The organism is Candidatus Halobonum tyrrellensis G22, from assembly GCF_000495475.1.
GTDB classification, from domain to species: Archaea; Halobacteriota; Halobacteria; order Halobacteriales; family Haloferacaceae; genus Halobonum; species Halobonum tyrrellense.
This window is the reverse complement of the sequence record NZ_ASGZ01000030.1, coordinates 1-22,568: the sequence shown is the minus strand read 5'-3', so window position 1 is coordinate 22,568 and position 22,568 is coordinate 1. Positions and strand designations below refer to the sequence as shown.

At 71.2% G+C, this 22,568-nt stretch carries 18 protein-coding genes and 1 tRNA gene; 10 read left to right on the top strand and 9 right to left on the bottom strand.

What is annotated here, in order from left to right:
• Positions 1-4 precede the first annotated feature (4 nt).
• On the top strand, positions 5-1,834 hold the full coding sequence (locus tag K933_RS09765) for an ABC1 kinase family protein (RefSeq protein ID WP_023394566.1): 1,830 nt from the start codon (positions 5-7) through the stop codon (positions 1,832-1,834).
• 67 nt (positions 1,835-1,901) lie between these two features.
• Here K933_RS09765 and K933_RS09760 read toward each other — a convergent pair whose 3' ends face one another.
• Complete coding sequence (locus K933_RS09760) at positions 1,902-2,282, bottom strand: hypothetical protein (protein WP_023394565.1); 381 nt, start codon at positions 2,280-2,282, stop codon at positions 1,902-1,904.
• 403 nt (positions 2,283-2,685) lie between these two features.
• On the opposite strand from K933_RS09760, the gene K933_RS09755 reads away from it, so the two are divergent.
• From K933_RS09755 to K933_RS09730, 6 genes are all read left to right on the top strand, one after another.
• Positions 2,686-3,513 carry a helix-turn-helix transcriptional regulator gene (locus tag K933_RS09755; RefSeq protein WP_152529798.1) on the top strand — a complete coding sequence of 276 codons (828 nt, stop codon included), beginning with the start codon at positions 2,686-2,688 and terminating at the stop codon, positions 3,511-3,513.
• Between the two features lie 79 nt (positions 3,514-3,592).
• Positions 3,593-4,249 (top strand): MogA/MoaB family molybdenum cofactor biosynthesis protein, encoded by a 657-nt coding sequence (locus tag K933_RS09750; protein WP_049947760.1) that lies wholly within the window; start codon positions 3,593-3,595, stop codon positions 4,247-4,249.
• 117 nt (positions 4,250-4,366) lie between these two features.
• The gene (gene cmk / locus K933_RS09745; protein WP_023394562.1) at positions 4,367-4,945 is read left to right on the top strand and encodes a (d)CMP kinase; all 579 of its coding nucleotides are present in this window, start codon (positions 4,367-4,369) and stop codon (positions 4,943-4,945) included.
• A 13-nt stretch (positions 4,946-4,958) separates the two neighbouring features.
• Positions 4,959-5,879: an RNA-guided pseudouridylation complex pseudouridine synthase subunit Cbf5 gene (locus K933_RS09740; RefSeq protein ID WP_023394561.1), complete on the top strand. Its 921-nt coding sequence runs from the start codon at positions 4,959-4,961 to the stop codon at positions 5,877-5,879.
• Between the two features lie 62 nt (positions 5,880-5,941).
• Complete coding sequence (locus K933_RS09735; protein ID WP_023394560.1) at positions 5,942-7,105, top strand: succinylglutamate desuccinylase/aspartoacylase family protein; 1,164 nt, start codon at positions 5,942-5,944, stop codon at positions 7,103-7,105.
• A gap of 121 nt (positions 7,106-7,226) precedes the next feature.
• Positions 7,227-7,297: transfer RNA gene (locus K933_RS09730), tRNA-Pro, on the top strand.
• 79 nt (positions 7,298-7,376) lie between these two features.
• Here the strand turns inward: K933_RS09730 and K933_RS09725 are convergent.
• Positions 7,377-9,368: a polysaccharide deacetylase family protein gene (locus K933_RS09725; protein WP_023394559.1), complete on the bottom strand. Its 1,992-nt coding sequence runs from the start codon at positions 9,366-9,368 to the stop codon at positions 7,377-7,379.
• 341 nt (positions 9,369-9,709) lie between these two features.
• Here K933_RS09725 and K933_RS09720 point away from each other — a divergent pair, with 341 nt between their 5' ends.
• Both K933_RS09720 and K933_RS09715 read left to right on the top strand, forming a co-directional pair.
• Positions 9,710-10,891 carry a lycopene cyclase domain-containing protein gene (locus K933_RS09720; protein WP_023394558.1) on the top strand — a complete coding sequence of 394 codons (1,182 nt, stop codon included), beginning with the start codon at positions 9,710-9,712 and terminating at the stop codon, positions 10,889-10,891.
• 81 nt (positions 10,892-10,972) lie between these two features.
• Positions 10,973-11,254, top strand: coding sequence for a HalOD1 output domain-containing protein (locus K933_RS09715; RefSeq protein WP_023394557.1), 282 nt, complete (start codon positions 10,973-10,975; stop codon positions 11,252-11,254).
• Positions 11,255-11,308: 54 nt separating this feature from the next.
• Here K933_RS09715 and ilvD read toward each other — a convergent pair whose 3' ends face one another.
• The 3 genes from ilvD to K933_RS09700 all read right to left on the bottom strand — a co-directional run bounded on the left by ilvD (position 11,309) and on the right by K933_RS09700 (position 17,684).
• The gene (ilvD, locus tag K933_RS09710; RefSeq protein WP_023394556.1) at positions 11,309-13,096 is read right to left on the bottom strand and encodes a dihydroxy-acid dehydratase; all 1,788 of its coding nucleotides are present in this window, start codon (positions 13,094-13,096) and stop codon (positions 11,309-11,311) included.
• Between the two features lie 169 nt (positions 13,097-13,265).
• Entirely contained in the window at positions 13,266-14,411 is a 1,146-nt protein-coding gene (locus tag K933_RS09705) for a S1C family serine protease (RefSeq protein WP_023394555.1), read from the bottom strand.
• Positions 14,412-14,516: 105 nt separating this feature from the next.
• The gene (locus K933_RS09700; protein WP_023394554.1) at positions 14,517-17,684 is read right to left on the bottom strand and encodes an adenosylcobalamin-dependent ribonucleoside-diphosphate reductase; all 3,168 of its coding nucleotides are present in this window, start codon (positions 17,682-17,684) and stop codon (positions 14,517-14,519) included.
• Between the two features lie 373 nt (positions 17,685-18,057).
• Between K933_RS09700 and K933_RS09695 the strand changes: the two genes are divergently transcribed.
• Positions 18,058-18,279: a hypothetical protein gene (locus K933_RS09695; protein WP_023394553.1), complete on the top strand. Its 222-nt coding sequence runs from the start codon at positions 18,058-18,060 to the stop codon at positions 18,277-18,279.
• 1 nt (position 18,280) lies between these two features.
• Here K933_RS09695 and trpG read toward each other — a convergent pair whose 3' ends face one another.
• Genes trpG through trpD form a run of 4 tightly spaced genes read right to left on the bottom strand, consistent with a single transcriptional unit; the run spans position 18,281 to position 22,393 of the window.
• Positions 18,281-18,955: an anthranilate synthase component II gene (gene trpG / locus K933_RS09690; RefSeq protein WP_049947759.1), complete on the bottom strand. Its 675-nt coding sequence runs from the start codon at positions 18,953-18,955 to the stop codon at positions 18,281-18,283.
• On the bottom strand, positions 18,952-20,688 hold the full coding sequence (trpE, locus tag K933_RS09685) for an anthranilate synthase component I (RefSeq protein WP_023394551.1): 1,737 nt from the start codon (positions 20,686-20,688) through the stop codon (positions 18,952-18,954). Before trpE ends, trpG begins: the two co-directional genes overlap by 4 nt.
• On the bottom strand, positions 20,685-21,344 hold the full coding sequence (locus K933_RS09680) for a phosphoribosylanthranilate isomerase (RefSeq protein WP_023394550.1): 660 nt from the start codon (positions 21,342-21,344) through the stop codon (positions 20,685-20,687). The genes trpE and K933_RS09680 overlap by 4 nt, the downstream gene beginning before the upstream one ends.
• Positions 21,341-22,393 carry an anthranilate phosphoribosyltransferase gene (gene trpD, locus K933_RS09675; RefSeq protein ID WP_023394549.1) on the bottom strand — a complete coding sequence of 351 codons (1,053 nt, stop codon included), beginning with the start codon at positions 22,391-22,393 and terminating at the stop codon, positions 21,341-21,343. The genes K933_RS09680 and trpD overlap by 4 nt, the downstream gene beginning before the upstream one ends.
• Between the last annotated feature and the right edge of the window lie 175 nt (positions 22,394-22,568).

Below are 22,568 nucleotides of genomic sequence, written 5' to 3'. Positions count from 1 at the left end.
CCGGGTGGTCACGCTGGTCTCCCTCCGCGCGTACCGACGGTTCCCGCTCGTCCTGTACCGCTTCCTCCCGCTCATCGTCGCGTACGCGCGCGACCGCAACCGGTTCCTCCTGTTCGGGTCGTCCCGGCAGGTGAGCTCCGAAGAGCGGGTCCACCGGGCGGAGGTCCTGCTCGACACCCTGCTCACGCTGGGGCCGACGTTCATCAAACTCGGGCAGATCCTCTCGACCCGACCGGACGTGATGCCGCCCGAGTACATCGACGTGCTGTCGTCGCTCCAAGACGACGTGCCGCCCGCGCCGTGGCCGGAGTCGAAGGAGGTGCTGGAGGCGGAACTCGGTCCCGTCTCCGAGGCGTTCGACGCGTTCGACACCGACCCCATCTCGGGGGCGAGTCTGGGGCAGGTGTACGTCGCCGAGTACGAGGGCCGGGACGTGGCGGTGAAGGTACGCCGACCCGGGATCGAGGAGTTGGTCAACGCCGACCTCCGGATCATCAAGTGGTCGATGCCGCTGATCTCGCGGTTCGTCGGCCAGGGGCAGGCGTTCTCGCTCGACAACCTCACCGAGGAGTTCGACCGGACGATCAACCAGGAGATGGACTACGGCCGCGAGCGGGAGATGCTCGAGCGGATCCGCGCCAACTTCGCGGACAACTCCGAGGTGGTCATCCCCGAACCCGTCGACGAGCGGTCGACCCGGCGCGTGCTCACGATGGAGTACGTCCCCGGCACCAAGATCAGCGACACGGACGCGCTCGACCGGATGGGGGTCGACCGGACCGCGCTCGCGACCACGCTCCAGGAGGTGTACCTCCAGATGATCATCGACGACGGCGTGTTCCACGCCGACCCCCACCCGGGCAACCTCTCGGTGACGGAGGAGGGGCGGATCATCTTCTACGACTTCGGCATGTCGGGGTACGTCGACTCGTTCGTCCAAGAGAAGATCGTCGACTTCTACGTCGCCATCGCCAACCAGGACATCGACGGCATCCTCGACGCCCTCGTGGAGATGGGGACGCTCTCGCCGGATGCGGACCGGGCGGTGATGGCGGACGTGATGGAACTCGCCATCGCGGACGTCCGCGGCGAGGACGTCGACCAGTACCGCGTCCAGCAGGTGATCGAACAGGTGGAGTCCACCATCTACGACTTCCCGCTGCGGCTACCGCAGAACATGGCGCTCGTCCTCCGGGTCGCGACGGTGGTCGAGGGGGTCTGCGTCACGCTCGATTCCGACTTCGACTTCATCGACGTGGCCACCGACTACCTCGAAGACGAGGGCTACCTCGAAGAGACCGCGGAACGGCTGATCCGGCAGGCCGGACGGCAGGTGCAGGACGCCACCCGCGCGCTCGCGACGGTGCCGCCGAAGCTCGACTCCGTCCTCGACGACGTCCAGCGGGAGGCGCTGACGGTCAACGTCAACATCGAAGACGACGAGAACGTGATCGACCGGCTGGCGCGCCGGCTCTCCTACTCGATCCTGACGGCGGTCGGGCTGCTGTCGGCGTCGGTCATCTACTCGTTCCGCACCCAGGGGTTCGACGTCTACATCGCGGTGGGTATCGTCGTGCTCACGCTCCCGATGGCGTTCTTCCTCTATCGGTCGTTCCGCACGCGCGACCGGGGACTCCAGGCCCGGCCGCAGTTCACCCGCCAGAGCATGCGCGAACGCGAGCGCCGGCAGGGGCGGGAGTCGCCGGGCGTCGTCGACACCGGACCCGCCGCGCCGGACGAACCCGCCGGCGGGAGCGCGCGCGAGGCGGCGGTCGATCGGGTCGAGACCGGCGCCGACCGGCCGCCGTCGGACGCCGACGACGGCCGCCGGTGACCGTCCCTCCCCCGTTCGTGCTCCGGGTCGGACCCGTCGTCGGACGGGCGGAGCGGTAGCTCGCGTCCTACCGCCGGTCGCGTCCGACCGCGAGGCTCCACACCGCCGTCACTCCGAGCAGGAACGCGGGAACGAACGGGAGGACGAGCATCGCGGCGAAAAAGCGGAGTCCCAACCGAGCGGGGGCGGCCGGGTAGAGGTAGATGGCGCCGGGAACGACGAGGAACGCGACGACGACGACGCCGACGAGCACCCAGCCCGCGCGGCCGAGACCCTCCTCGCCGTCGGCGGCGCCGGACGGGCGGTCGTCGGCGACATCGGACGGCCGGTCGTCGCCGTCCCAGTCGCTCGGCCGGTGGACGTAGCCGCCGTCAGTGTCGGCGGTCCCGGCGGGTTCGGCGACCGCACCCGTCTCGTCCGCTCCGGTCTCGTCGGCGTCGGAACTCACTGGTCGGTGTTACGGCCGCGCCGGCAAAGCCCTCCCGGTCTCCGACGTGGCTCGCGTCGACCGACCGCCCGGGGTCGACCCCGACCGGGACGGCGGCGCTCGCCGGTCACGGCCGCACGAGTCGGGGACGGGTCGGACAGCGAGCCAAAAACGTGTGGTCCCGCCCGACTCACGGTCGGCCCGGCGTCGAAACGGTGGTGCCACGCTGGAGGGGGTCGCGAAGACCGTCTGCCCGGAGGGTTTCGACCGTGCCTCAGGGGGACCAGCGTGTACGCCTTCGAGTACGGTGACCTTACTCTACCGCTCGGGAATATTCCCGACCGGTGGGGCACCGTCGCTGCGTGCGGGTTCGGCCCGGACCGCGGTCGGAACACCAATACACCCCCGGCCGTATATACGGACGATGCCGCCGGAAGGAGTGGAGGTCGCCGACGTACTCGCCAAACGTCACCGCTGTCTCCGCGCGCTGACCGAGGGACCGAGGGCCAAACGCGACCTGGTCGCCGCGCTCGACATCCCCCGGACGACGCTCGACCGGGCGGTTCGGGAACTGGTCGACGCGGGTCTCGCCGAGCGTTCGGAGGGCGGGCACCGCGCGACGGTGTTCGGCCGGGAGGCGCTCGACGCCCACGAGCGCTACCGGAGCCGTCTCGACGGACTCGCCGCGGGCGCGGACCTGCTCGCGGCGCTGCCGTCGGACACGCCGCTGGGCGGCGCGTTCCTCGACGGCGCGACGGTGACCGAGTCGACGCCCGCGGCGCCCGACCGGGTGCTCGACTCGCTGCTCACCAGCGTCGACGGGACGGGACGGTTCATGGGTGTCGCGCCCGTCGCGATCACCGGCCACCTCGAGACGTTCTACGCCACGCTGACCGACGAGACCGGCGACCGCGCGCCCCGACTCGTCGTCGGCCGCGAGGTGTTCGACCACGTACTCGACGTACAGGGGGGGATGATCCGCGAGCGGTTGGGGAACGACAGCCTCCACCTCCGGGTGGGTCCGATCCCGTTCCGGTTCGGTCTCTGGGTCGTCGACGACCGCGAGGCCGGCGTCGTGGTGTACACCGACACGGGCGTACGCGGGGTCGCCATCAACGACACCGAGGAGGCGATCGCGTGGGCGCGCGACCTGCACGACGGGGTGTGGGCCGACTCGACGCGCGTGACGTTCGAGATGCTCGACGACGGGGACGCCGACGTCGACGCGGATACGGGCGACGACGAGGCGTGAGCCGACCGGGCGTGCGCCGACGGCCGGGCGTCGCCCCGGGTCGCACGGCGCTTTTGTGAACCCGCTCCGAACGCCGAGCGTGAGCGACCACCAGACGGCCGGCGACGGCGCGGACGGGGACGGAACCGACGACCACGATCACTCCGACGGAAACGGCGACGCGGACGACCGCGACCACCCGGACGGGAACGACCACCCGGACGGCCACGGTCACGAACACCACGCCCACGACCTAGAGACGCTGGGGTACGCCATCGTCACCGTCTCGTCAAGTCGGAGCATCGACGACGACCCGGCGGGCGACGCGGTCCGCGAGGCGGTCGAGTCGGTCGGCGACCGGATGGTGACACGGGAGGTAGTGACGGACGACTACGACGGCGTCCAGCAGGCGGTGAACAACCTCGTGACGCGCGACGACGTCGACTGCGTCGTGACCGCCGGCGGGACCGGCGTCACGCCCGACGACGTGACGGTCGAGGCGGTCGAACCGCTGTTCGAAAAGCGGCTCCCGGGGTTCGGCGAACTGTTCCGCTCGCTCTCGCGGGAGGAGGTCGGGACGGCGGTCGTCGCCACACGCGCGACGGCGGGTGTCGCCAACCGGGTCCCCGTGTTCTGTCTCCCCGGCAGCGAGAACGCCGTCAGACTCGGCGCCGAGGAGATCATCACCGAGCAGGCGGCCCACCTCGCGGGGCTGGCGAAGCGGGGCGAGGGGGACGACGAGGACGACGAGGAGTAAGCGACCCGCGATCGACGGTCCGTCCGCGGGCAGCGGGGTCGGTCGAACCGGGACGGAGCGGCGAGGGCGCGTAGCGGGGATGGATACCTTCTTACGGCCGACGGGCAGACTCGGAGTATGTTGGTCACCATCTCCGGCCCGCCGGGCAGCGGGAAGAGCACCGCGGCGGCGTCGCTCGCGGAGGCGTTCCAGTTGGATCACATCTCGGGTGGCGACATCTTCCGGGAACTCGCCGCCGAACGCGGCATGACGCCGGTCGAGTTCAACGAACTCGCGGAGGACGACGAGGCCATCGACCGCGACCTCGACCGCCGGCTCCGCGCCATCGCCACCGACGAGGACGACGTCCTGCTCGAATCCCGGCTCGCGGGGTGGCTCGCGGCCGAACACGCCGACATCCGCGTCTGGCTCCACGCGCCGTTCGAGGTGCGCTGTGAGCGCATCGCCGACCGCGAGGACAAGCCGGTCGCGCAGGTGCGCGAGGAGACCCGCCGCCGGGAGGTCAGCGAGGGGAAGCGCTACGAGGAGTACTACAACATCGACATCTCCGATCTCACCATCTACGACATCTCGTACAACACCGCACGCTGGTCGCCCGAGGGGGTCTTCGGCATGATCACGACCGCCGTCGACTCGTACGACCCCGACAGCGACGAGGGGAAGGAACCGGTCGAGAGCGTCGTATACGATTTCTGAGCTGAGTCCACCAATGCGCCCGGCCCCCGCCGACCGCTCCGTCGACGACCTGCTGTCGTTCGGCGTCGTCAACCTCGATAAACCACCCGGCCCGTCGGCCCACCAGACCAGCGCGTGGGTCCGCGACGCCGCGGGCGTCGACCGCGCCGCCCACGCGGGCACGCTCGACCCGAAGGTGACGGGCTGTCTCCCGGTCCTGCTCGGCGACGCGACGCGGCTCGCGCAGGTGTTCCTCGAAGGCGCCAAGGAGTACGTCGCGGTGCTCGAACTCCACGCGCCCGCCCCGACCGACCTCGACGCCGTCGTCGCGGAGTTCGAGGGCGAACTGTACCAGAAGCCGCCGCGGAAGTCCGCGGTGGTCCGCCGGCTCCGCACCCGCGAGGTGTACGACCTCGCGGTGCTCGACCGGACGGACCGGCAGGTCCTCCTCTCGATACGGTGTGAGTCGGGGACGTACGTCCGGAAGCTGTGTCACGACATCGGGCTGGCGCTCGGCACCGGCGGCCACATGGGCCACCTCCGCCGGACCGCGACCGACCCGTTCGACGACCGCGACCTCCACACCGTCCACGACCTGGTCGACGGCGTCGCGTTCGCCCGCGGGAGCGACGGAACCGGCGACGACGACGACGGCGACGACAGCGAGGACGCCCCGACCGCCGACGAGTCGCTCCTCCGCGAGGTGGTCGCCCCGGCCGAACGCGCGCTGACGCACCTCCCGCGCGTGACCGTCGCCCCGAGCGCGGCCGAGCAGGTGGCCCACGGCGCGCCGGTGTACGCACCCGGGATCCTCGACGCCGACGACGGCATCGAGCGGGGCGACCTGCTGGCGTGTTACGCGCCGAACGGGTCGGCGGTCTGTCTCGGGACGCTGACCGGCGACCCCGACGCCGACGACGGCGAGGTGGTCGAACTCGAACGCGTGCTGGTCTGAGTTCTCCACGCCCGACCTGCCGGCTGGCGGGCCTTTTTCCCGCGACGCGGCGACCCGCCCACGTGAGCACGGACGAGAGCGACGACGATGGCGACGGCGCGCTGTGCGTCGGCACCGCGAGCGCGCCGCCGGGCGGGGCGGCCGACGGCTGGTTCGAGGCGACCGAACTCCCGACCGGCGGCGACGAGCGCCTCCCGGTGACGGTGGCGAACGGCGCCGCCGACGGGCCGACCCTGTGGGTGACGGGCGGCGTCCACGGCGACGAGGCGACCGGCGTCGCGGTCGCACAGGACGTGGCGCGAACGGTGCGCGACCGCACGGGGGAACTGGAAGGAGCGGTGGTCGTCGTCCACGCGGTCAACCCCGCGGGTCTCCGGCGGAACGAGCGCACCTCCTACTACGGCGGCGACGACCCCAACCGCCACTTCCCCGACACCGAACGCGAGTCGTCGCGGCCGCCCGAGACCCAAGAGCGCATCGACGCGAAACTGTTCGAGGCGGTGGTCGACTCCGCGGACCTCCTGGTCGACTGTCACACCGCCGGCGTCGGCTCGGTGCCGTTCGCCATCCGCGACCGCGTGCTCTACGGCGACGCGCGCACGGAGTCGGAGGCGGAGGCGCTCGCCGCCGACCTCGACAGGATGGTCGAGGCGTTCGGCCTGCCCGTCCTCAACGAGTACCCCGCCGCGGAGTACCTCGACCAGACGCTCCAGCGGTCGACCGCGGGCGCTGCGCTCAACACCGCGGGGGTTCCGGCGTTCACCGCCGAACTCGGCGGACACAGCGTCGTGGACGAGGACGCGCGCGCGGCCGGCGTCGCGGGCGTGTTCGGGGTGTGCGTCGAGTTCGGCTTGCTCGACTCGCTCGACTCGCTACCCGAGGGGGTCGGCGCGCCCGGCGAGCGCGTCCCGTCGGCGCCCGTCGACTACCCCGTCCGCCGGTTCGTCGGCCCGCGCACCGACACCGCGGGGCTGGTCCGCCACCGGGTCGACGCCGGCGACGCCGTACGGGCGGGCGACCCGGTGGCGGATATCGTCTCGCCGCACGGCGACGTACTGGGGACCGTCGAGTCGGAACACGACGGCTACGTCCTCGGCCGGTCGGAGGGACTCGCGGCCTACGAGGGGAGCGCGCTCGCGCGGATGGCCGTCCGCGACGACGGCGACCTGGTGGTCCCCCGCGAGGGGGCGTCCGACGGGGACGACGGAGGCGACTCCGGGGGGTGAGTCGACGCGAGGGCGGCGCGTGCGACGGCGGCCGACACCCGGCCGGCTGGCGTGCGGGTCGGTGACTGACCGGGCGGCGAAACGAAGCGCTTAACCCGCCGCCTCGTCTCGGTTCGAGTGCGGGACCGTAGGGTAGTGGTATCCTCTGCCGATGGGGTCGGTAGGACCTGAGTTCGAGTCTCAGCGGTCCCACTCTTCGTACTCACGCGCCGAGCCGTGCGTCCGCGTTTTCGTTTCGCCGACCGGAGGGACGGGGGCGGCCTCGCCCGCCTCAGGGGACGAGGTCCGTCGCGGTGACGATGTCGACGTCCGCGTCGAGCGCGTAGTCGGCCGTCGCCGCGAGCAGGTCCGGGGGGATCGACCACCCGTCACCGGTGCCGACGTCGTGGTACATCAGGACGGCGAGTTCGCCGTACTTCTCGGCGCGGTCGATGGACCGCTTTGCGGCCGTCGGGATGTGACCGGGGTGTTCGCCGTTGGTACTGGCGTCGATCCGTCCGACGTTCATCGGGGCGCTGATCTCGCTGGCCGACGGCGCGCCCTTCACCGAGAACGCCAGGTCGTACCGCTCCTCGGCGGCGCGGAGGGCGCCGGTGTCGAACTCACCGTACGGCCACGCCAACACGTCCGGGTCGAAGTCGTGGTCGCGCAGCCACTCGCGGTCGGCGTCCATCGCGGCGGCCGCCTCCGCGGTGCTCATCTCGGCGAGCGAGTCGCGGTGCTGGGGGTGGGAGGCGACGTCCCACCCGGCCGCCTTCGCGTCGTTCAGGTCCGACAGCGAGAGCACCCCGCGGTTCCCGACGAGGTGGCTCATCGTGAACAGCGTGCCGGCGATCCCCCGGTCGTTCAGGAGTTCGACCGCCCGTCGCCGGGACGCCCCGCTGTCGTCGAAGGTGAACGCCACCTTCCCGCGGTCCGACTGCTCGTGGACGCGGATGTCGTCGAGCCAGAGCTCCCCGTCCTCGATCGCCCACGTCGACACGCGGACCGACACGACGTCGTCCAACGCCGCCTCGTCCTCTCCCATCACGTCCGCGGCCACGGGACAGCGAACCCAGCCCTGCTCCGCGTCCCGGAGCCCCTTCGGCACCCTACTCAGGAACGCGGAGCGGTTGCCCTCCGAGTCGACCAGCCCGACCGACAGTTTCCCGAACTCCTTCGGCGCCTTCCACTTGAGCGCCAGCGAGAGCCGCTTGCCCGACAGGTCGAGCGGCGACGGGGGGTCGTATCGCGCGCCGAATCGACGGGCGTCGACCCCGATCCGGAGCCCGGTCGACCCGCGGTAGGCGACCCCGGAGTCGGGCGTCACCGTCGACGTGTCGGTGAGCGGCGACCACCCGGACCAGTCGTCCGAGTCGTGAAGCGGCGTCCCGCGCGCCCGTATCTCGTCGAGCGACGGTCCCGAGCCGCCGCCGTCGCCGCCGAGCCGTGCGGGGTCGGTCTCCGTGTCGTCGACGAACAGCCGCACCGGGCCGTCGTGCGAGAACGACACCACCTCGCCCGTGAACCGGTAGCCGTCCTTCCAGCCGTACACCCCGCCCCACGCGCGCGACCCGTCGGCGTTGTCGCCCGCGGGGGCGTTGAGCGCCGCGACGTCGCCGCTCACCTCGAACTCGTAGCTCGCGTTCGCCTCGAACCCCTCGTTCGAGACGACGAGCTTCCGCCAACTGGCCCCGCTGCTCCCGAGCGTCGACGGGTCGACCGTCTCGCCGTCGACGCGTACCTCGACCGGCCCCACGTTCGAGAAGGCGGTGAGCTCACCCGTGTACGTGTACCCGTCCCTACCGCCGTCCCAGACCACCCCGCTCGCAGACGCCCCCGAGTACGAGTCGGGTCCGGAGAGGCCGCCGCCGTCGACCACCTCGCCCGAAACGGAGAACTCGTAGGTGCTCTTCGAACCGGTCCCCCGGATCTCGACCCGGTGGCTCGGGGTTCCCAACGTCGCCGGGTCGACCGCCTCCCCGTCGAGGAACACGTCGACCGGCCCGTCGTGTGAGAACCACACCACCTCGCCCGTGAACCGGTAGCCGTCCTTCCAGCCGTACACCCCGCCCCACGCGCGCGACCCGTCGGCGTCGTCGCCCGCCGGGGAGTCGAGCGTCTCGACGTCGCCGCTCACCTCGAACTCGTAGCTCGCGTTCGCCTCGTAGTTCCGGTTCGAGACGACGAGCCGACTCCACGACGGCGCCCCGAGTGCCCGCCCCGAGACGCCGAGTCCCGCGAGGATGCCCGTGATCCCGCGAACCGCCGACCGACGTGTCATATCCGTATCGCTCATAGCTGTCGATGAGAAAGTGTAAAGGTAGTAATACGGCACCTTCCGACCCGAGCGACACTAATAAGTGGGGTTTATTTCTGAGCGTCTCAGCTAAGAGTGGGCGGGGGTACTGTTTCACCGACGGCCGGGCCGAGATCCGCCCCCTCAGTTCGGGCCGCTCGGGACGTGTAGCTCCGTTAATGTTTGATTTCCCGGACGAAAGGGGTCCGTACGGGAGGGTCGACCTCGGAGAACTGGGCCGCGCCGTCTCGGCCCTCCGGTGACCACGCTCGGTCCCGGCCCAGGCCGCCCCTACCGTTATGCCGCCGGGACCCGATCGGACTCCAATGGCAATCGCGCGCCACGGGTCGGGTCCCTCGGCGGTCGCGCGGGCGTTCGCATCGCAGGTCCACCCCGTGTTCATGCTCCCGCCCGTGGCGGCGTCACTGTTCGGCGCCGCCCTGGCGGGCCAGTTCGACCCGGTCGTCGCGGCAGTCCACGGGGCGGCGATGTTCTTCGCCGTCTACACCGCTCACGTCAAGGACGGCTACGTCGACTTCCACGGCCGCGGCGAGGACGACGACCACCCGCTGAGCGCGTTCGGCTGTCGGCTCGGACTGGCGGGCGCGGCCGTCGGATTCGCCGCGTGTCTGGGTTGGCTGTCGCTCGTCGCGGGACCGGTCGCGGCCGCGGTCACGCTCCCCACTTGGTTCGTCGGCTACTTCCACGCGCCCCAACTCGACACCAACCCCGTCACGACGACGCTGGGTTACCCGCTGGGCGTCGCGCTGTGCATCCTCGGCGGCTACGCCGCTCAGGCCGGCGCGGTCGCCGCCCGGCCGCTGGCGTTCGCGGGCGTCTTCCTCGTCGTCCTCGCGGGCGTGAAGGTGATAGACGACTCGACCGACGTCGCGTACGACAGTTCGATCGGCAAGCGGACCGTCGCGGTCGCGCTGGGCTACTCGCGCGCGCGCTCGCTGGCGTACGCGCTGATGGCGTTCGGCCTGTTCGCGGTCGTCCCCCTGTCGGTCACCGGCGTCTTCCCGCCGTCGGCGCCGCTCGCCAGCCTCGTCTTCGGCGTCGTGGTCGGTCTCGCGTACGCGAAAGACCCCGAGACCGCGACGATGCTCCTCGTCCGGGGCGCGTACCTCTTTCTGGCGGTCCTGCTCGTGGCCGTCTTCTTCCGCCCGCTCGCGGGCGCGCCGCTGCCCGACATCACCGTGTTCGGGCCGTACACCTACCTCGCGACCGAGGCGGTGTTCGGCGCCGCCGCGTTCGCCCTCCTCGCGCGGGCGGACGCGCTCCGGCGGGCCGCCAAGACGGTCGCCGCCGTCTACCCGGTCGCGTACGTCTGGGACTGGTACACCCTCGAAGTCGGGGTGTTCGAGATCACGATGCGCACCGGGGTCGAGGTGCTCGCCATCCCGCTGGAGGAGCACCTGTTCATGGTGGTGGTGCCGGCGCTCGTGCTCGCGGTCCACGAGACGCTCCACGGGACCGACCCGGGACCACGGCGGTCCGACCGGTAGTTACTGTTTTCAAATTCATCTCAATTCTAATAACCCTCCGGAGGTGAAACTTTAATCCGATCGAACCGTACCGAACGGGTAATGGACCGACCGGAGACGGACGGAGACGAAGACGTCGCGTACCGCGACTTCGAGACGGAGGAGACGACTCCCGACACCGCGGTGGTGCGGACGGTCGCGGAACTAGAGGGGGTCGAGGCGTCCGAACTCCCCGGCCTCTACTCGACGATCGACCACCTCCTCGACCACCTGTTCTCCGACCCGCCGGCCGACGACGCGCAGGCGCGCGTCGAGTTCACGTACGCGGGCTACCGGGTCGCCGTCAACCAGGACGGCCGGAGTTCCTTCCGACGGGTCGAGTGACCGTACGCGGCTGCGACCGGACCGGGGTCGAGGGACCGCCGGTCCGTCGGCCGCTCACTCGCGTTGGGTTCGCTTGGCGGCGGGGTTCGTGACCGCGCCGTTGGCGGCGCTGCCGAAGTCGCGGGCGTACTTGGCGAACACGCCGCCCTCGTAGGCGGGCTCCGGCCGCTCCCACTCGTCGGCGCGACGGTCGAGTTCCGCGTCTGAGGCGTCGACCGACAGTTCCCGCTCGGGGATGTCGACGGTGACGGTGTCGCCGTCCTCGACCAGTCCGATCGGCCCGCCCTCCTCGGCTTCGGGCGCGACGTGACCGATCATCGGCCCGCGGGTCGCCCCCGAGAACCGGCCGTCCGTGAGCAGGGCGACGTCGTCCTCGTGGCCCGCGCCGACCACGGCGGCGGTGACGCCGAGCATCTCGCGCATCCCCGGGCCGCCGCGCGGCCCCTCGTTTCTGATCACGAGTACGTCGCCCGACTCGATCCGGCCGGACTGGACGTACTCCATCGCCTCCTCCTCGGCTTCGAACACCCGGGCGGGTCCCTCGTGGTGGAACTTGTCGTCGCCCGTCACCTTCAACACCGCGCCGTCGGGGGCGAGGTTGCCCGTCAGGATCTTGATCGCCCCCTCCGCGGAGTAGGGGTCGTCGACGGTGTAGAGGAAGTCCGCGTCTATCTCCTCGTCGGCGGGGAGCCGCCCCTCCGCCTCCAGGTGCTCCAACTCCTCGGCGAGCGTCCGCCCGGTGACCGTCATGGCGTCGCCGTGGAGGTAGCCGCCCTCCAGTAGACGGCGCATCACCACGGGGACGCCGCCGATGTCGTCGAGGTCCTCCATCACGCGCGTGCCGCCGGGCTGGAGGTTCGCGATCTTCGGCGTTCGCCGACTGATCTCGTCGAACTCCTCGATGTCGAGGTCGACCCCGGCCTCCGCCGCGAGCGCGAGCAGGTGGAGGACGGCGTTGGTCGACCCGCCCATCGCCACCTGCACCGCGATGGCGTTCTCGAACGACTCCTTCGAGAGGATGTCGGAGGGCCGGCGGTCGGCCTCCACGCAGTCCAAGACGAGTTCGCCCGCACGGCGCGCCTCGTCGTAGCGTTCCTCCGACTCCGCGAGCGGCGAGGCGGAGCCGAGCGGCGCGAACCCGAGCGCCTCCGAGATGGACGCCATCGTGTTCGCGGTGAACATCCCGCCACAGGAGCCGGCGCCGGGACAGGCGTGCCGCTCCATCTCGTCGAGTTCCTCCGCGCTCATCTCGCCTTCGGCGTACGTGCCGACCCCCTCGAAGACGTTCTGGACCGTGATGTCGCGGCCGTCGTGTTCGCCCGGCAGGATCGACCCGCCGTAGAGGAACACCGACGGGAGGTCGGTGCGGACGGCGGCCATCATCATCCCGGGGAGGTTCTTGTCACAGCCCGCGACGGTGACGAGCGCGTCCATCCGCTCGCCGAACGAGACGAGTTCCACCGAGTCGGCGATCACCTCCCGCGAGACGAGGCTGGCTTTCATCCCCTCCGTCCCCATCGAGATGGCGTCCGAGACGGTGACGGTGCCGAACTCGATCGGCATCCCCTCCGCGGCTTCGATCCCTTCGCGGGCGGCGTCGGCCACGTCGTCGAGGTGGACGTTACACGGCGTCACGTCCGCCGCGGGGTTCGGGATCCCGACCATCGGCGACGAGAGGTCGGCGTCGTCGTACCCCATCGCGCGGAACATCGCGCGGTGGGGCGCGCGCTCGGCCCCCTCGGTCACCTCGTGGCTCCGCAGGTCGCTCGACTTCTCTCCCGCGAACGCGTCCGCGTCGGCGCGCGCGCGCTCCTCGCGGTCGCGGCGCTGTTGTTCGCTCATGTCGATCCGTTCGTCCGGACCCGCATAAACCGTCGCCCACGGACAGTTCTTGCTGTCCGATCCGGGCGGGAGCCGCGACCGGCGAGCGTCCCCGCCTCGGGCGTCGTCAGCGCGTCCTCACGGTCGTCGACCGCGCGTCACGCCCCCGCGCGCCGCCGGCCCGGCCGAGTCACTCCGTCGACGGCGTCGCTTCGGGGGCGACGCCCACCTCGACGTCGACGTCGATCACTTCGCCGTCGCGGCGGACCCGCATCGGCACCGTCTCGCCGGGCGAGACGTTGAGCGCGAGGTGAGCGTGAAGCTCCTTCGGCGACCCGATCTCCTCGCCGTCGACCGCGAGGATCACGTCGCCGCCGACCGGGACGCGGAACCCCCGCACCCGCTCGTAGCCGGTCGCCGCCCGGAGTTCCCCCGCCGCGGGCGCGTCGTCGGCGAGCGCTCTGACCAGAACCCCCCGCGCCTCCTCCAGGTCGTTCGCCCGCGCGACGAGGTCGGTCACCGGGATGGTGTCGACGCCGAGGTAGGGGTGTTCGTACTCGCCGTCGTCGACGATGCCCGACACCACCCGGTCGACCAGCGGCGCGGAGATGGCGAACGCGATGTTGTCGCCGCCGCCGGAGTTGACGACGCCGAGGACGTTCCCCTGTAGGTCGACCAGCGGGCCGCCGGAGTTGCCGGGGTTGACCGGCGCGTCCGTCTGGATCGCGTTCGGGATCGGGTAGTCGCCCGCCGGGCTGGGCACCTGCCGGTCGACGCCGCTGACGATCCCCGACGTGAGCGACCCCTGCAACCCGTACGGGCTGCCGACGACGGCGACGCGGGTCCCGATGGTGGGCTGGGCGTCGACCAGCGACAGCGGGGGGTGACCGTCGACGGCTTCTATCTCGATCACGGCGAGGTCGCTCCGCGGGTCCCGACCGAGCACGCTCCCGACCTGGGAGGTGCCGTCGGCGAACTGCACGCTCATCCGGTCTGCGGTGCCGACGACGTGGTAGTTGGTGACGAGGTGGGTGTCGTCGTAGAGGAACGCCGACCCCTGCGAACCCGACGGCGAGCGAACCAGCGCCACCGAGCCGATGGTGTCGCGGTACACCGCGGTGTAGACGCTGTCGTCGTCGGCCGCGGTCGACGCCGAGGCGGCCCGCTCGGGCGTCGCGGTGGCCGTCTCCGTCGCCGTGGTCGACCCCGTCGTCGCGGCCGCGCCCGCCTCGGACGTCGTCTCCCCCTCGGTCGACGAGCCACAGCCCGCGAGCGTCCCGGCCGCCGCGGTTCCCAGTGCGCCGAGCACCGCTCTGCGCGTCGTCTCCTCGGACATGTAATCCCGGTTGTACGCTGGAAAAAAGTGGCTTGTGGCCCCCGGGCCGTCCGACGCCGGCCGTCGCCCGGGACCGACCGCGCGTGACCGCGCGGCGGCGCTACCTCAACACTCCGACCAGCCGCACGACTCGCACGTCTTACAGCCCTCGGAGTAGTACAGCGTCATGCTCCCGCAGTCGGGACACTCCGGCGACTCGCCGTTGGCGATGAGTTCGTCCACCGCGTCGGACTCGCCCGCGCCGGCCGCGGTCGCCCGGGCGGTCCCCGCGGCGTCGGAGTCGGTCTCGGGCGCCTCGACGGGCGCGCCGCCGTCCGCCTCCGGCCCGTCGACCGGGTCGGCGGCCGCGCCAGCCGACGAGTCGGCCACGTCGTCGAGGCTCTGCTGTTCGGGGTAGCGCTTCTCCACCTCGTTGTCGAGGTACCGGCGCATCGCGGTGCCGATCGCGTCGGGGATCGACTGGATCTGCTCGCCTTTGTCCCACGCGATCTTCGGGCTGCGGGTGCCCTGGAGTTCGTCGACGATCTCCTCGGGCGAGACGCCCGACCGGAGCGCCGTCGAGATCACCTTCGCGAGCGACTCGGTGAACGAGTTGGTGAACCCGCCCGAGTGGCCGATGTTCGCGAACAGTTCGAACGGCCGGCCGTTCTCGTCCTCGTTGATGGTGACGTAGAGCTTCCCGTAGCCGGTGTCGACCCGCTGGGTCACGCCGTGGAGCGAGTCGGGCCGCGGGCGCTTCTCCGTGTAGTCGACCGCGGGCTTCTCGCTGGCTTCGAGCAACTGCTCGACCTCCGCGTCGACGGCGGCGCGGACGTCCTCGTTGTCGAGGAACGCATCGACGCCGCCGAACACCTCGGTGATCTGCTCGACCAGCGTCTCGGCCGCCTCGCTCTCGTCGGCGAACTCGGCGTTGTCCGCACGCGTCGTCAGCACCTGCTTCGAGCGGGTGCCGTCGCGGTAGTAGGTGACGCCCTTGCCGCCGTGTTCGTAGATGTACTCGAACACCTCCTGGGCGTCGTCGAGCGTCGAGTCGTTCGGCGCGTTCACCGTCTTCGAGATGGCGGAGTCGACGCCGGCCTGACACGCCACCTGCACGCCCGCGTGGTCCTTCGCCGTCAGGTCGCCCGTCACGACGAACAGTTCGGAGATGGCCGCCGGCACCGACGGCAGCGAGTCGACGCCGTCGAACTCGTTGTTCGCCATCTGCTCTTGGGCTTCGCGTTTGACCGCGTCGACGTCGATGTCGTTCGCCTCCAGCGTCCGCAGGAAGTAGTCGTCGAACTCGACGAGCATCTCATCGCCCTGCACGTCGTCGGAGACGTTCTTGTAGTAGGCGACGTTGTAGATGGGTTCACAGCCGCCCGTGGTGTTGCCCACCATGCTCGTCGTCCCGGTGGGCGCGATGGTCGTCGTGTTGTGGTTGCGGATCGCGAACCCGTCCTCGTACTCCGCGGGGTCGAGTCCGACGTACTGCTCGAACCAGTCGGCGTACTCCGTGGGGTTCGCGTACTTCGAGTCGGCCCACTCGTCGAAGCTGCCCCGCTCGTCGGCGAGTTCGTGGCTGGTCCGCTTCGACTCGTGGTTGATGTGGGTCATCAGCTGTTCGGCCACCTCGTTGCCCGTGTCGCTCCCGTAGCGGACGCCGAGCTGGATGTACAGCTGTGCCAGCCCCATCACGCCGAGACCGATCTTCCGCATCTCCCGCACCTTCCGTTCGATCTTCTCGACCGGGAAGTCCGACATCGTCACCACGTTCTCGAGGAAGCGGGTGCCGCGGTCGATCCGGTAGTCGAACGCCTCCCAGTCCATCGCCTCGTCGAGGAACGCCCCGACCGCCTCGGCCTCGGAGTCGTACTCGTCGGCGTGGGCGTCGCTCCAGACGCGCCAGTCGGGCGCGTCGGTCGCCGCGAGCGTCGAGAGGTTGATGTGGCCGAGGTTACACGCCTCGTACTCCTCTAACGGCTGCTCGCCGCAGGGGTTCGTCGCGAGGATCCGGTGGTCGGGGTGCTCGTCGGTGTCGAAGCTGTGGAGCTTGTTCACCCGTTCGAGGTAGATGACGCCCGGCTCGCCGTTCTCGTGGGCGCCCTGCACGAGGTGGTCCCAGATCTCCGCGGCGGGGATCGACAGCACCTCGCCGACCTCGACGTACTCGCCGAGCCCGAACATGTCGTACAGCTCCTTCGTCTCGGGGGTGGCGACGTGCGGCTCCTCGGTGCGGGGGTTGGTGAACGTGAACTCCTCGCCCGCCTCCAGCGCATCCATGAACCCGTCGGTGACGCCGACGGAGATGTTGAAGTTCGAGAGGTGCCCCTCGACGGCGTTCCGGAGGTGTTTGGGGACGCGCCCGTCGTCGTCGATGAGTTCGCGCGCCTCCTCTAAGGCGTCGGCGAAGCTGGTGTGGGTGTAGTCGTCGGGGTCGTTGAGCTTCAGCGTCTGTGCGAGGCTCACGTCCTTGTTCTTCGCGTGGATGAACTGGATCACGTCCGGGTGGGAGACGCGCATGACGCCCATCTGGGCGCCCCGGCGCGCGCCGCCCTGCGCGATGGTCTCGCACATCTGGTCGAACGTCCGCATGAACGTGATCGGACCCGACGCGATGCCGCCCGTGGAGCCGACGGCGTCGCCGTACGGCCGGAGCTTCCAGAACGCGTACCCCATGCCGCCGCCCGACTGGAACACCTGCGCGGCCTCCTTGGCCGTCTGGTGGATGTCGTCGATGTCGTCCTCGGGCGAGTCGACGAAGCAGGCGGAGAGCTGCTGGAGTTCGTCGCCCGCGTTCATCAGCGTCGGCGAGTTCGGCATGAAGGAGAGCCGCTCCATCAGCTCTCGGAACTCCGCGGCGGTGTCTTCGACGTGGGTCGCCACCTCCTCGGGGAGTTCCGGGACGACGGTGTCGTAGGCGAACTTGTTGACGTTGCGCGCCGTCAGCGCCGTCTCGGCGTCCGAGTCGGCGGTGGTCCCCGTCCCGAACACCTCGGCGGCGAGTTCGTCGCGGCGCGGGTGGTCCGGCTTCAACTGGTCGGGCGTGACCGTCACGTCGGCGTCGCGCCGCTCCGACTCGTAGACGGCCTCCGCGAGCGCGATGTTCTTCGCGACCCGTTCGAACAGTTCCTCTTGGGTCTCCGTCAGGTCGCCGTCGGCGTCCTTCCGGAGGTAGCGCGCGGGCAGGATGTTGTCGTAGGCGTTGTCGGTCAACCGCTCGCGGAGCGTCTCCCCGTCGGTCCGCTTGATCGGCAGTCGTAGCTCGTCGGCGTCGAGGTCCGCGCGGCTCATGCGTGCGCTCCCTCCGCAGAACAAGCCTCGAATCCCCCGAATACGGTAGTCTCGTGGTTACCCTTCATGGTAGAGAGTGGACGGAAGTTCATTCGGACGCACCGGCATAAACGGTGCGGATTCAGAGTGGATTGACCTAATTCAAATATACTTGTACTGCCGTGGCTGTCGAGTGGCGGTGCGATTCGGCCCGTCGTTCGCCCGTCAGACGGTGTGAGTATAACAGTTCAGCGCGGAGTGAAAGTGTTTCGTCACGGGCGCGACGCCGCCGGGCGCGCGGGCCGTATAGACCGGCGTGACCCGCCCGGGAGGAACGCCGACGCGCGTCGGACGCGGGACAAGGGATATATGCCGAAGCGCTGAAGCTGACCGTATGTCCGCGACACTCCGACCAGTCGCCGCCCGGTTGCCCGCCGCGTTCCTCCAGTTGCCCGCCGTCTTCGACTCGACGGTCGGGCAGGTGTTCCTCGCGCTGGTGGCGTTCCTGGTCGTCCTCCTGGTCGCGCGGGTCGCGATGAGCGTCGCGTGGAAGGTGGCGCTCATCGCCGCCGTCGTCGTCGGCGCGTTCCTGTTCGTGACGACGTTCCTGCTGTGAGCTAGACGCCGGCGAGGAAGTTCCGGATCACGTCGTGACCCACCCCGGTGAGCACGGACTCGGGGTGGAACTGCACGGCTTCGAGGGGGTGCTCGCGGTGGCGGACGCCCATGACGAGCGCCTCGCCCGCGTGGTCGGTAGTCGCGCTCACCTCGAAGCAGTCGGGCACCGCCGTCGCCACCAGCGAGTGGTAGCGGCCGGCCCGAAACCCCTGTTCGAGTCCGTCGAACACGCCGCGGCCGTCGTGGTCGATGGGGAACGCCTTCCCGTGGACCGGTTCGGGCGCGTGGCCGACGCTGCCGCCGTACTCGTACACCGCGGCCTCCAGCCCCAGACAGACCCCCAGCGTGGGGACGTCCGGCGAGAGGTCACGCAGGACGGGCATCGTCACGCCCACGTCGCGGTCGTTCTTCGGGTGACCCGGCCCGGGGCTGATCACCACCGCGTCGGGGTCGGTCGCGCGCACGTCGTCGACCGACGCGACGTTCTTCAGCACCGACACCTCCACCTCGGCCGGCGCGGCGTCGCCGTCGCCCCGTCCGCCCGCCGCGCCCGCCGTCGCCCGCGTCGGGGTGGGCTCCCCCGCGGGAACCGGCGCGCTGAGGTACTCCACGAGGTTGTACGTGAACGAGTCGTAGTTGTCGACGACCGTCACGCGGACGGGGGCGGGACTCACCGCTCGGCCCCCGTACCCGGGCCGGTCCCCACGTCCGGGGCGCCCGCGTCGCCGGCGTCGGCGTCCCTCTCGGCTCCCGAGTCGGACTCGCCGTCGGGGGCGGCGTCGGAGCCGTCGGAGTCGACCAGCACCCGGTCGACGGCGTCGAGGACGCCGCCCATCTTCTGTTCGGTCTCGTCGTACTCGCTGGCGGGGTCGGAGTCGGCGACCAGGCCCGCGCCCGCCCGCACCGCGAGTTCGTCCGGTCCCTCGGAGCCGTGTTCGACCGTCGCGGTCCGGATCACGATGGCGAAGTCGGCGTCGCCCGTCCACGAGTAGTAGCCCACGCCGCCGCCGTACACCCCGCGCGGGTCGGTCTCCAGTCGGTCGATTATCTCCATCGCGCGCACCTTCGGCGCGCCCGTCAGCGTCCCCGCGGGGAACGTCGCGCGCGTCGCGTCGAACGCGTCGGCGTCGGGCGCCAACACCCCCGAGACGGTGCTCTCGATGTGCTGGACGTGGCTGTACTTGAGCACGTTCATGAACTCGTCGACGCGGACGCTCCCCGCCCGGCTCACCCGGCGCACGTCGTTGCGCGCCAGGTCGACCAGCATCGTGTGCTCCGCGCGCTCCTTCGGGTCGGCGAGCATCTCGCCCGCCAGCCGACGGTCCTCGACGGGCGACGACCCCCGCCGGCAGGTGCCCGCGATGGGGTTCGACACCACCCGGTCGCCCGTCACGGAGACCAGCGTCTCGGGCGACGCGCCGACGACCGAGCGGTCGCCGTGCTGGAGCAGGTACATGTACGGCGAGGGGTTGACCGCCCGCAGCGACTCGTACAGCGAGAGGTCGTCAACCGCCCCCTCGACGGTCCGGGTGCGCGAGACGACGCCCTGGTAGACGTCGCCGTCGAGGACGTGCTCCTTCGTCGCCCGCACCGCGTCCTCGTAGTCGGCACGCGCCCCCGCGGTCTCGCCCGTCTTCTCGATCCCCCGGGTCTCCGGCGGCGTCGCCGCCCGCAGCGTCGCCTCCACGTCGGCCGCCTCCGCCGTCAACCCGTCGTACACCGCGCCGGGGTCGTCGTCGGGACCGACCACGGGGGTGAACACCAGCCGCACGCCCCCCTCGCGGTCGTCGAACGCGAGCGTCCGCGTCGTCAGCAGGAACTCCGCGTCCGGCACCACCGGGTCGGGGCGCTCCACCCCGACCTCCTCCAGCCAGAGGTCGTACACCGCGTCGTACGCCAGAAAGCCCACGAGGCCGCCGTCGAGCGTCTGCCGGTCGGGCGTGTCCGAAAAGCCCGCCCGCTCGACGGCCGGCATCGCGGCGCGCACGCGGTCGACGGTGTCGCCCTCGCCCGCCTCGACGTACTCCGCGGCGGGACCGAGCCGGTCGACCTCCGTCCGGTCGGGGTAGACGGAGACCACCGCTTCGGGGTCGTAGCCGACGAACGAGAAGCGCGCGTGGCGGCCGGCGCCGCCGTCGTCGCCGGAGAACGCCCCGGCGGGGTCGCTGGAGGCGACCTTCTCGGCGCTCTCCAAGAGGAACGAGTGGTCCGAGCGGTCCGCGAGCGCGGCGTACGCCGTCAGCGGCTCCACGTCGGCGTCGAGCGTCGCGGCCGCCCGGACCACGACCGGCCCGTCGGCGGACGACGCGAGGTCGACGAACTCGGCGCGCGAGCGGTCGAACGCGTCGTCGTCGGCGTCGTCGGCGTCGGCGGCGTCGCCGGCGTCGGCGGAGCCGTCGCGGCTCACCCGTACACCTCCTCGGCCTCGCCGAGCGACCGGCCGGCGTTGCGGACGAACCGCGCGACGGCGGTGTGGTCCTTCGCGCCGCCGGTCCGCTCGACGCCGGAGGCCACGTCGACCGCGAACGGTTCGACCGCGGAGATGGCGTCGGCGACGTTCTCGGGGGTCAGCCCCCCCGCGAGCACGACCGGCGAGACGAGGTCGCGAACCAGGTCGGCGGTCGCCGCCCAGTCGCCCGTCTCGCCGGTGCCGCCCGCGCCCTCGTCGTCGGTCGAGTCGACGACGACGGCGTCGGCCGCCTCGTCGAGTTCGCGCGCGCGGTCGGCGTCCGCGTAGTCGACCACCGGGACGACCTTGGTCTCGGTCTCCGCGCGGACGAACCCGAGTTCCTCGGGGCCGAACTCGCCGTGGACCTGCAACACGTCGGGCGCGACGGTGCGGACGAGGTCGACCGCCTCCGCGGGCGTCTCGGGCATCGTCACCAGGACGGTCGTCAGGAACGGCGGCGCGCGCGCCGTGAGGTCGGCCGCCGTCGCGGGGTCGACCTCCCGCGGCGAGTCGACGGGCACCTCGGAGATGACGCCGACCGCGTCCGCGCCCGCGTCCGCGACCGCGCGGAGGTCGGCGTGGTTCGTGACGCCGCAGATTTTCACGCGCGTCACCGTGCGTCCCCCTCGTCTGTCTCTGCGTCCCCCTCGTCGCTCTCGTCCGCCCCGTCACACAGCGTCTCGAACGTCTCCGCCGCGCCGCCGTCGTCGATGGCGGCGGCGGCGGCCTCGACTCCCTCGGCGAGGCTGTCGGTCTCGCCCGCGACGTACACCGCCGCGCCCGCGTTCGCGAGGATCACGTCGCGCTTGGGGCCCGTCACCTCGCCGCGGACGATCCCCTCCAGGTCGCGGGCGTTCTCCGCGGGCGTCCCGCCTCCGATCTCGGAGACGGGGGCGCGGTCGAGCCCCAGGTCGTCCGGCGTGAGTTCGTACTCGGTCACCCCGTCGCCGTCCACCTCCGCCACCGTCGTCGGGCCGTGGAGCGCGATCTCGTCCATCCCGTCGCCGTGGACCACCAGCGCGCGCTCGACGGGCATGTGGGTGAGCGCCTCCGCGATCTGCGGCACGAGGTCGGGGCTGTACACGCCGAGCACCTGCGCCTCCGCGCCCGCGGGGTTGGTCAGCGGCCCGAGCACGTTGAAGATCGTCCGCATCCCGACCTCCTTCCGCGGGCCGATCACCGCCTTCATCGCGGGGTGGAACACCGGGGCGAGCATGAACCCGATCCCGTCGCGTTCGATCGCGCGCTCGACCGCCGGCGGTTCGGCGTCGACGGTCGCGCCCGCCACCTCGAGGACGTCCGCGCTCCCCGACGACGACGACACCGAGTAGTTGCCGTGTTTCGCCACGGTCACGCCCGCGCCCGCCGCGACGATCGCCGAGGTGGTCGAGACGTTGATCGTGTCGTGGTCGTCGCCGCCCGTCCCGCAGGTGTCGACCAGCGGGCGCACGTCCGGGTCGATCGTCCGCGCGGCCTCGCGCATCCCCTGTGCGAACCCCGCGATCTCGCCCTCCGTCTCGCCTTTCGCGCGGAGCGCCGCGAGCAGCGCCCCGATCTGTGCCTCGGTCGCCGCCTCGAAGACGAGCGTCGACGCCTCGCGCGCCTCCGCGACGGTCAGGTCCTCGCCGTCCGCGACGCGTCGGATGTGGTCTTGGATGCTCATGGTGGAGTCCGATGAACGGATCGGTCGTGTAGTGTACGAATCTGTGCATCCTAATAAGCCCTTCGCGGCCGTGCGGGCGAGTAACAGCTGTCGCTCGACGGGATCGGACGCTAGAGGCGCGAGCGAGGAGCGTTACGCGTCGCCGCCCGCGTCGTCGGGCGCGTCCGCGCCGCCC

Excerpts from the sequence above, each read along its gene's own strand:
- K933_RS09755 (WP_152529798.1), top strand. The coding sequence starts at position 2,686 with ATGCCGCCGGAAGGAGTGGAGGTCGCCGACGTACTCGCCAAACGTCAC.
- cmk (WP_023394562.1), top strand. The coding sequence starts at position 4,367 with ATGTTGGTCACCATCTCCGGCCCGCCGGGCAGCGGGAAGAGCACCGCG.
- K933_RS09740 (WP_023394561.1), top strand. The coding sequence starts at position 4,959 with ATGCGCCCGGCCCCCGCCGACCGCTCCGTCGACGACCTGCTGTCGTTC.
- K933_RS09725 (WP_023394559.1), bottom strand. The coding sequence starts at position 9,368 with ATGACACGTCGGTCGGCGGTTCGCGGGATCACGGGCATCCTCGCGGGA.
- K933_RS09720 (WP_023394558.1), top strand. The coding sequence starts at position 9,710 with ATGGCAATCGCGCGCCACGGGTCGGGTCCCTCGGCGGTCGCGCGGGCG.
- K933_RS09715 (WP_023394557.1), top strand. The coding sequence starts at position 10,973 with ATGGACCGACCGGAGACGGACGGAGACGAAGACGTCGCGTACCGCGAC.
- ilvD (WP_023394556.1), bottom strand. The coding sequence starts at position 13,096 with ATGAGCGAACAACAGCGCCGCGACCGCGAGGAGCGCGCGCGCGCCGAC.
- K933_RS09705 (WP_023394555.1), bottom strand. The coding sequence starts at position 14,411 with ATGTCCGAGGAGACGACGCGCAGAGCGGTGCTCGGCGCACTGGGAACC.
- K933_RS09700 (WP_023394554.1), bottom strand. The coding sequence starts at position 17,684 with ATGAGCCGCGCGGACCTCGACGCCGACGAGCTACGACTGCCGATCAAG.
- K933_RS09695 (WP_023394553.1), top strand. The coding sequence starts at position 18,058 with ATGTCCGCGACACTCCGACCAGTCGCCGCCCGGTTGCCCGCCGCGTTC.
- trpD (WP_023394549.1), bottom strand. The coding sequence starts at position 22,393 with ATGAGCATCCAAGACCACATCCGACGCGTCGCGGACGGCGAGGACCTG.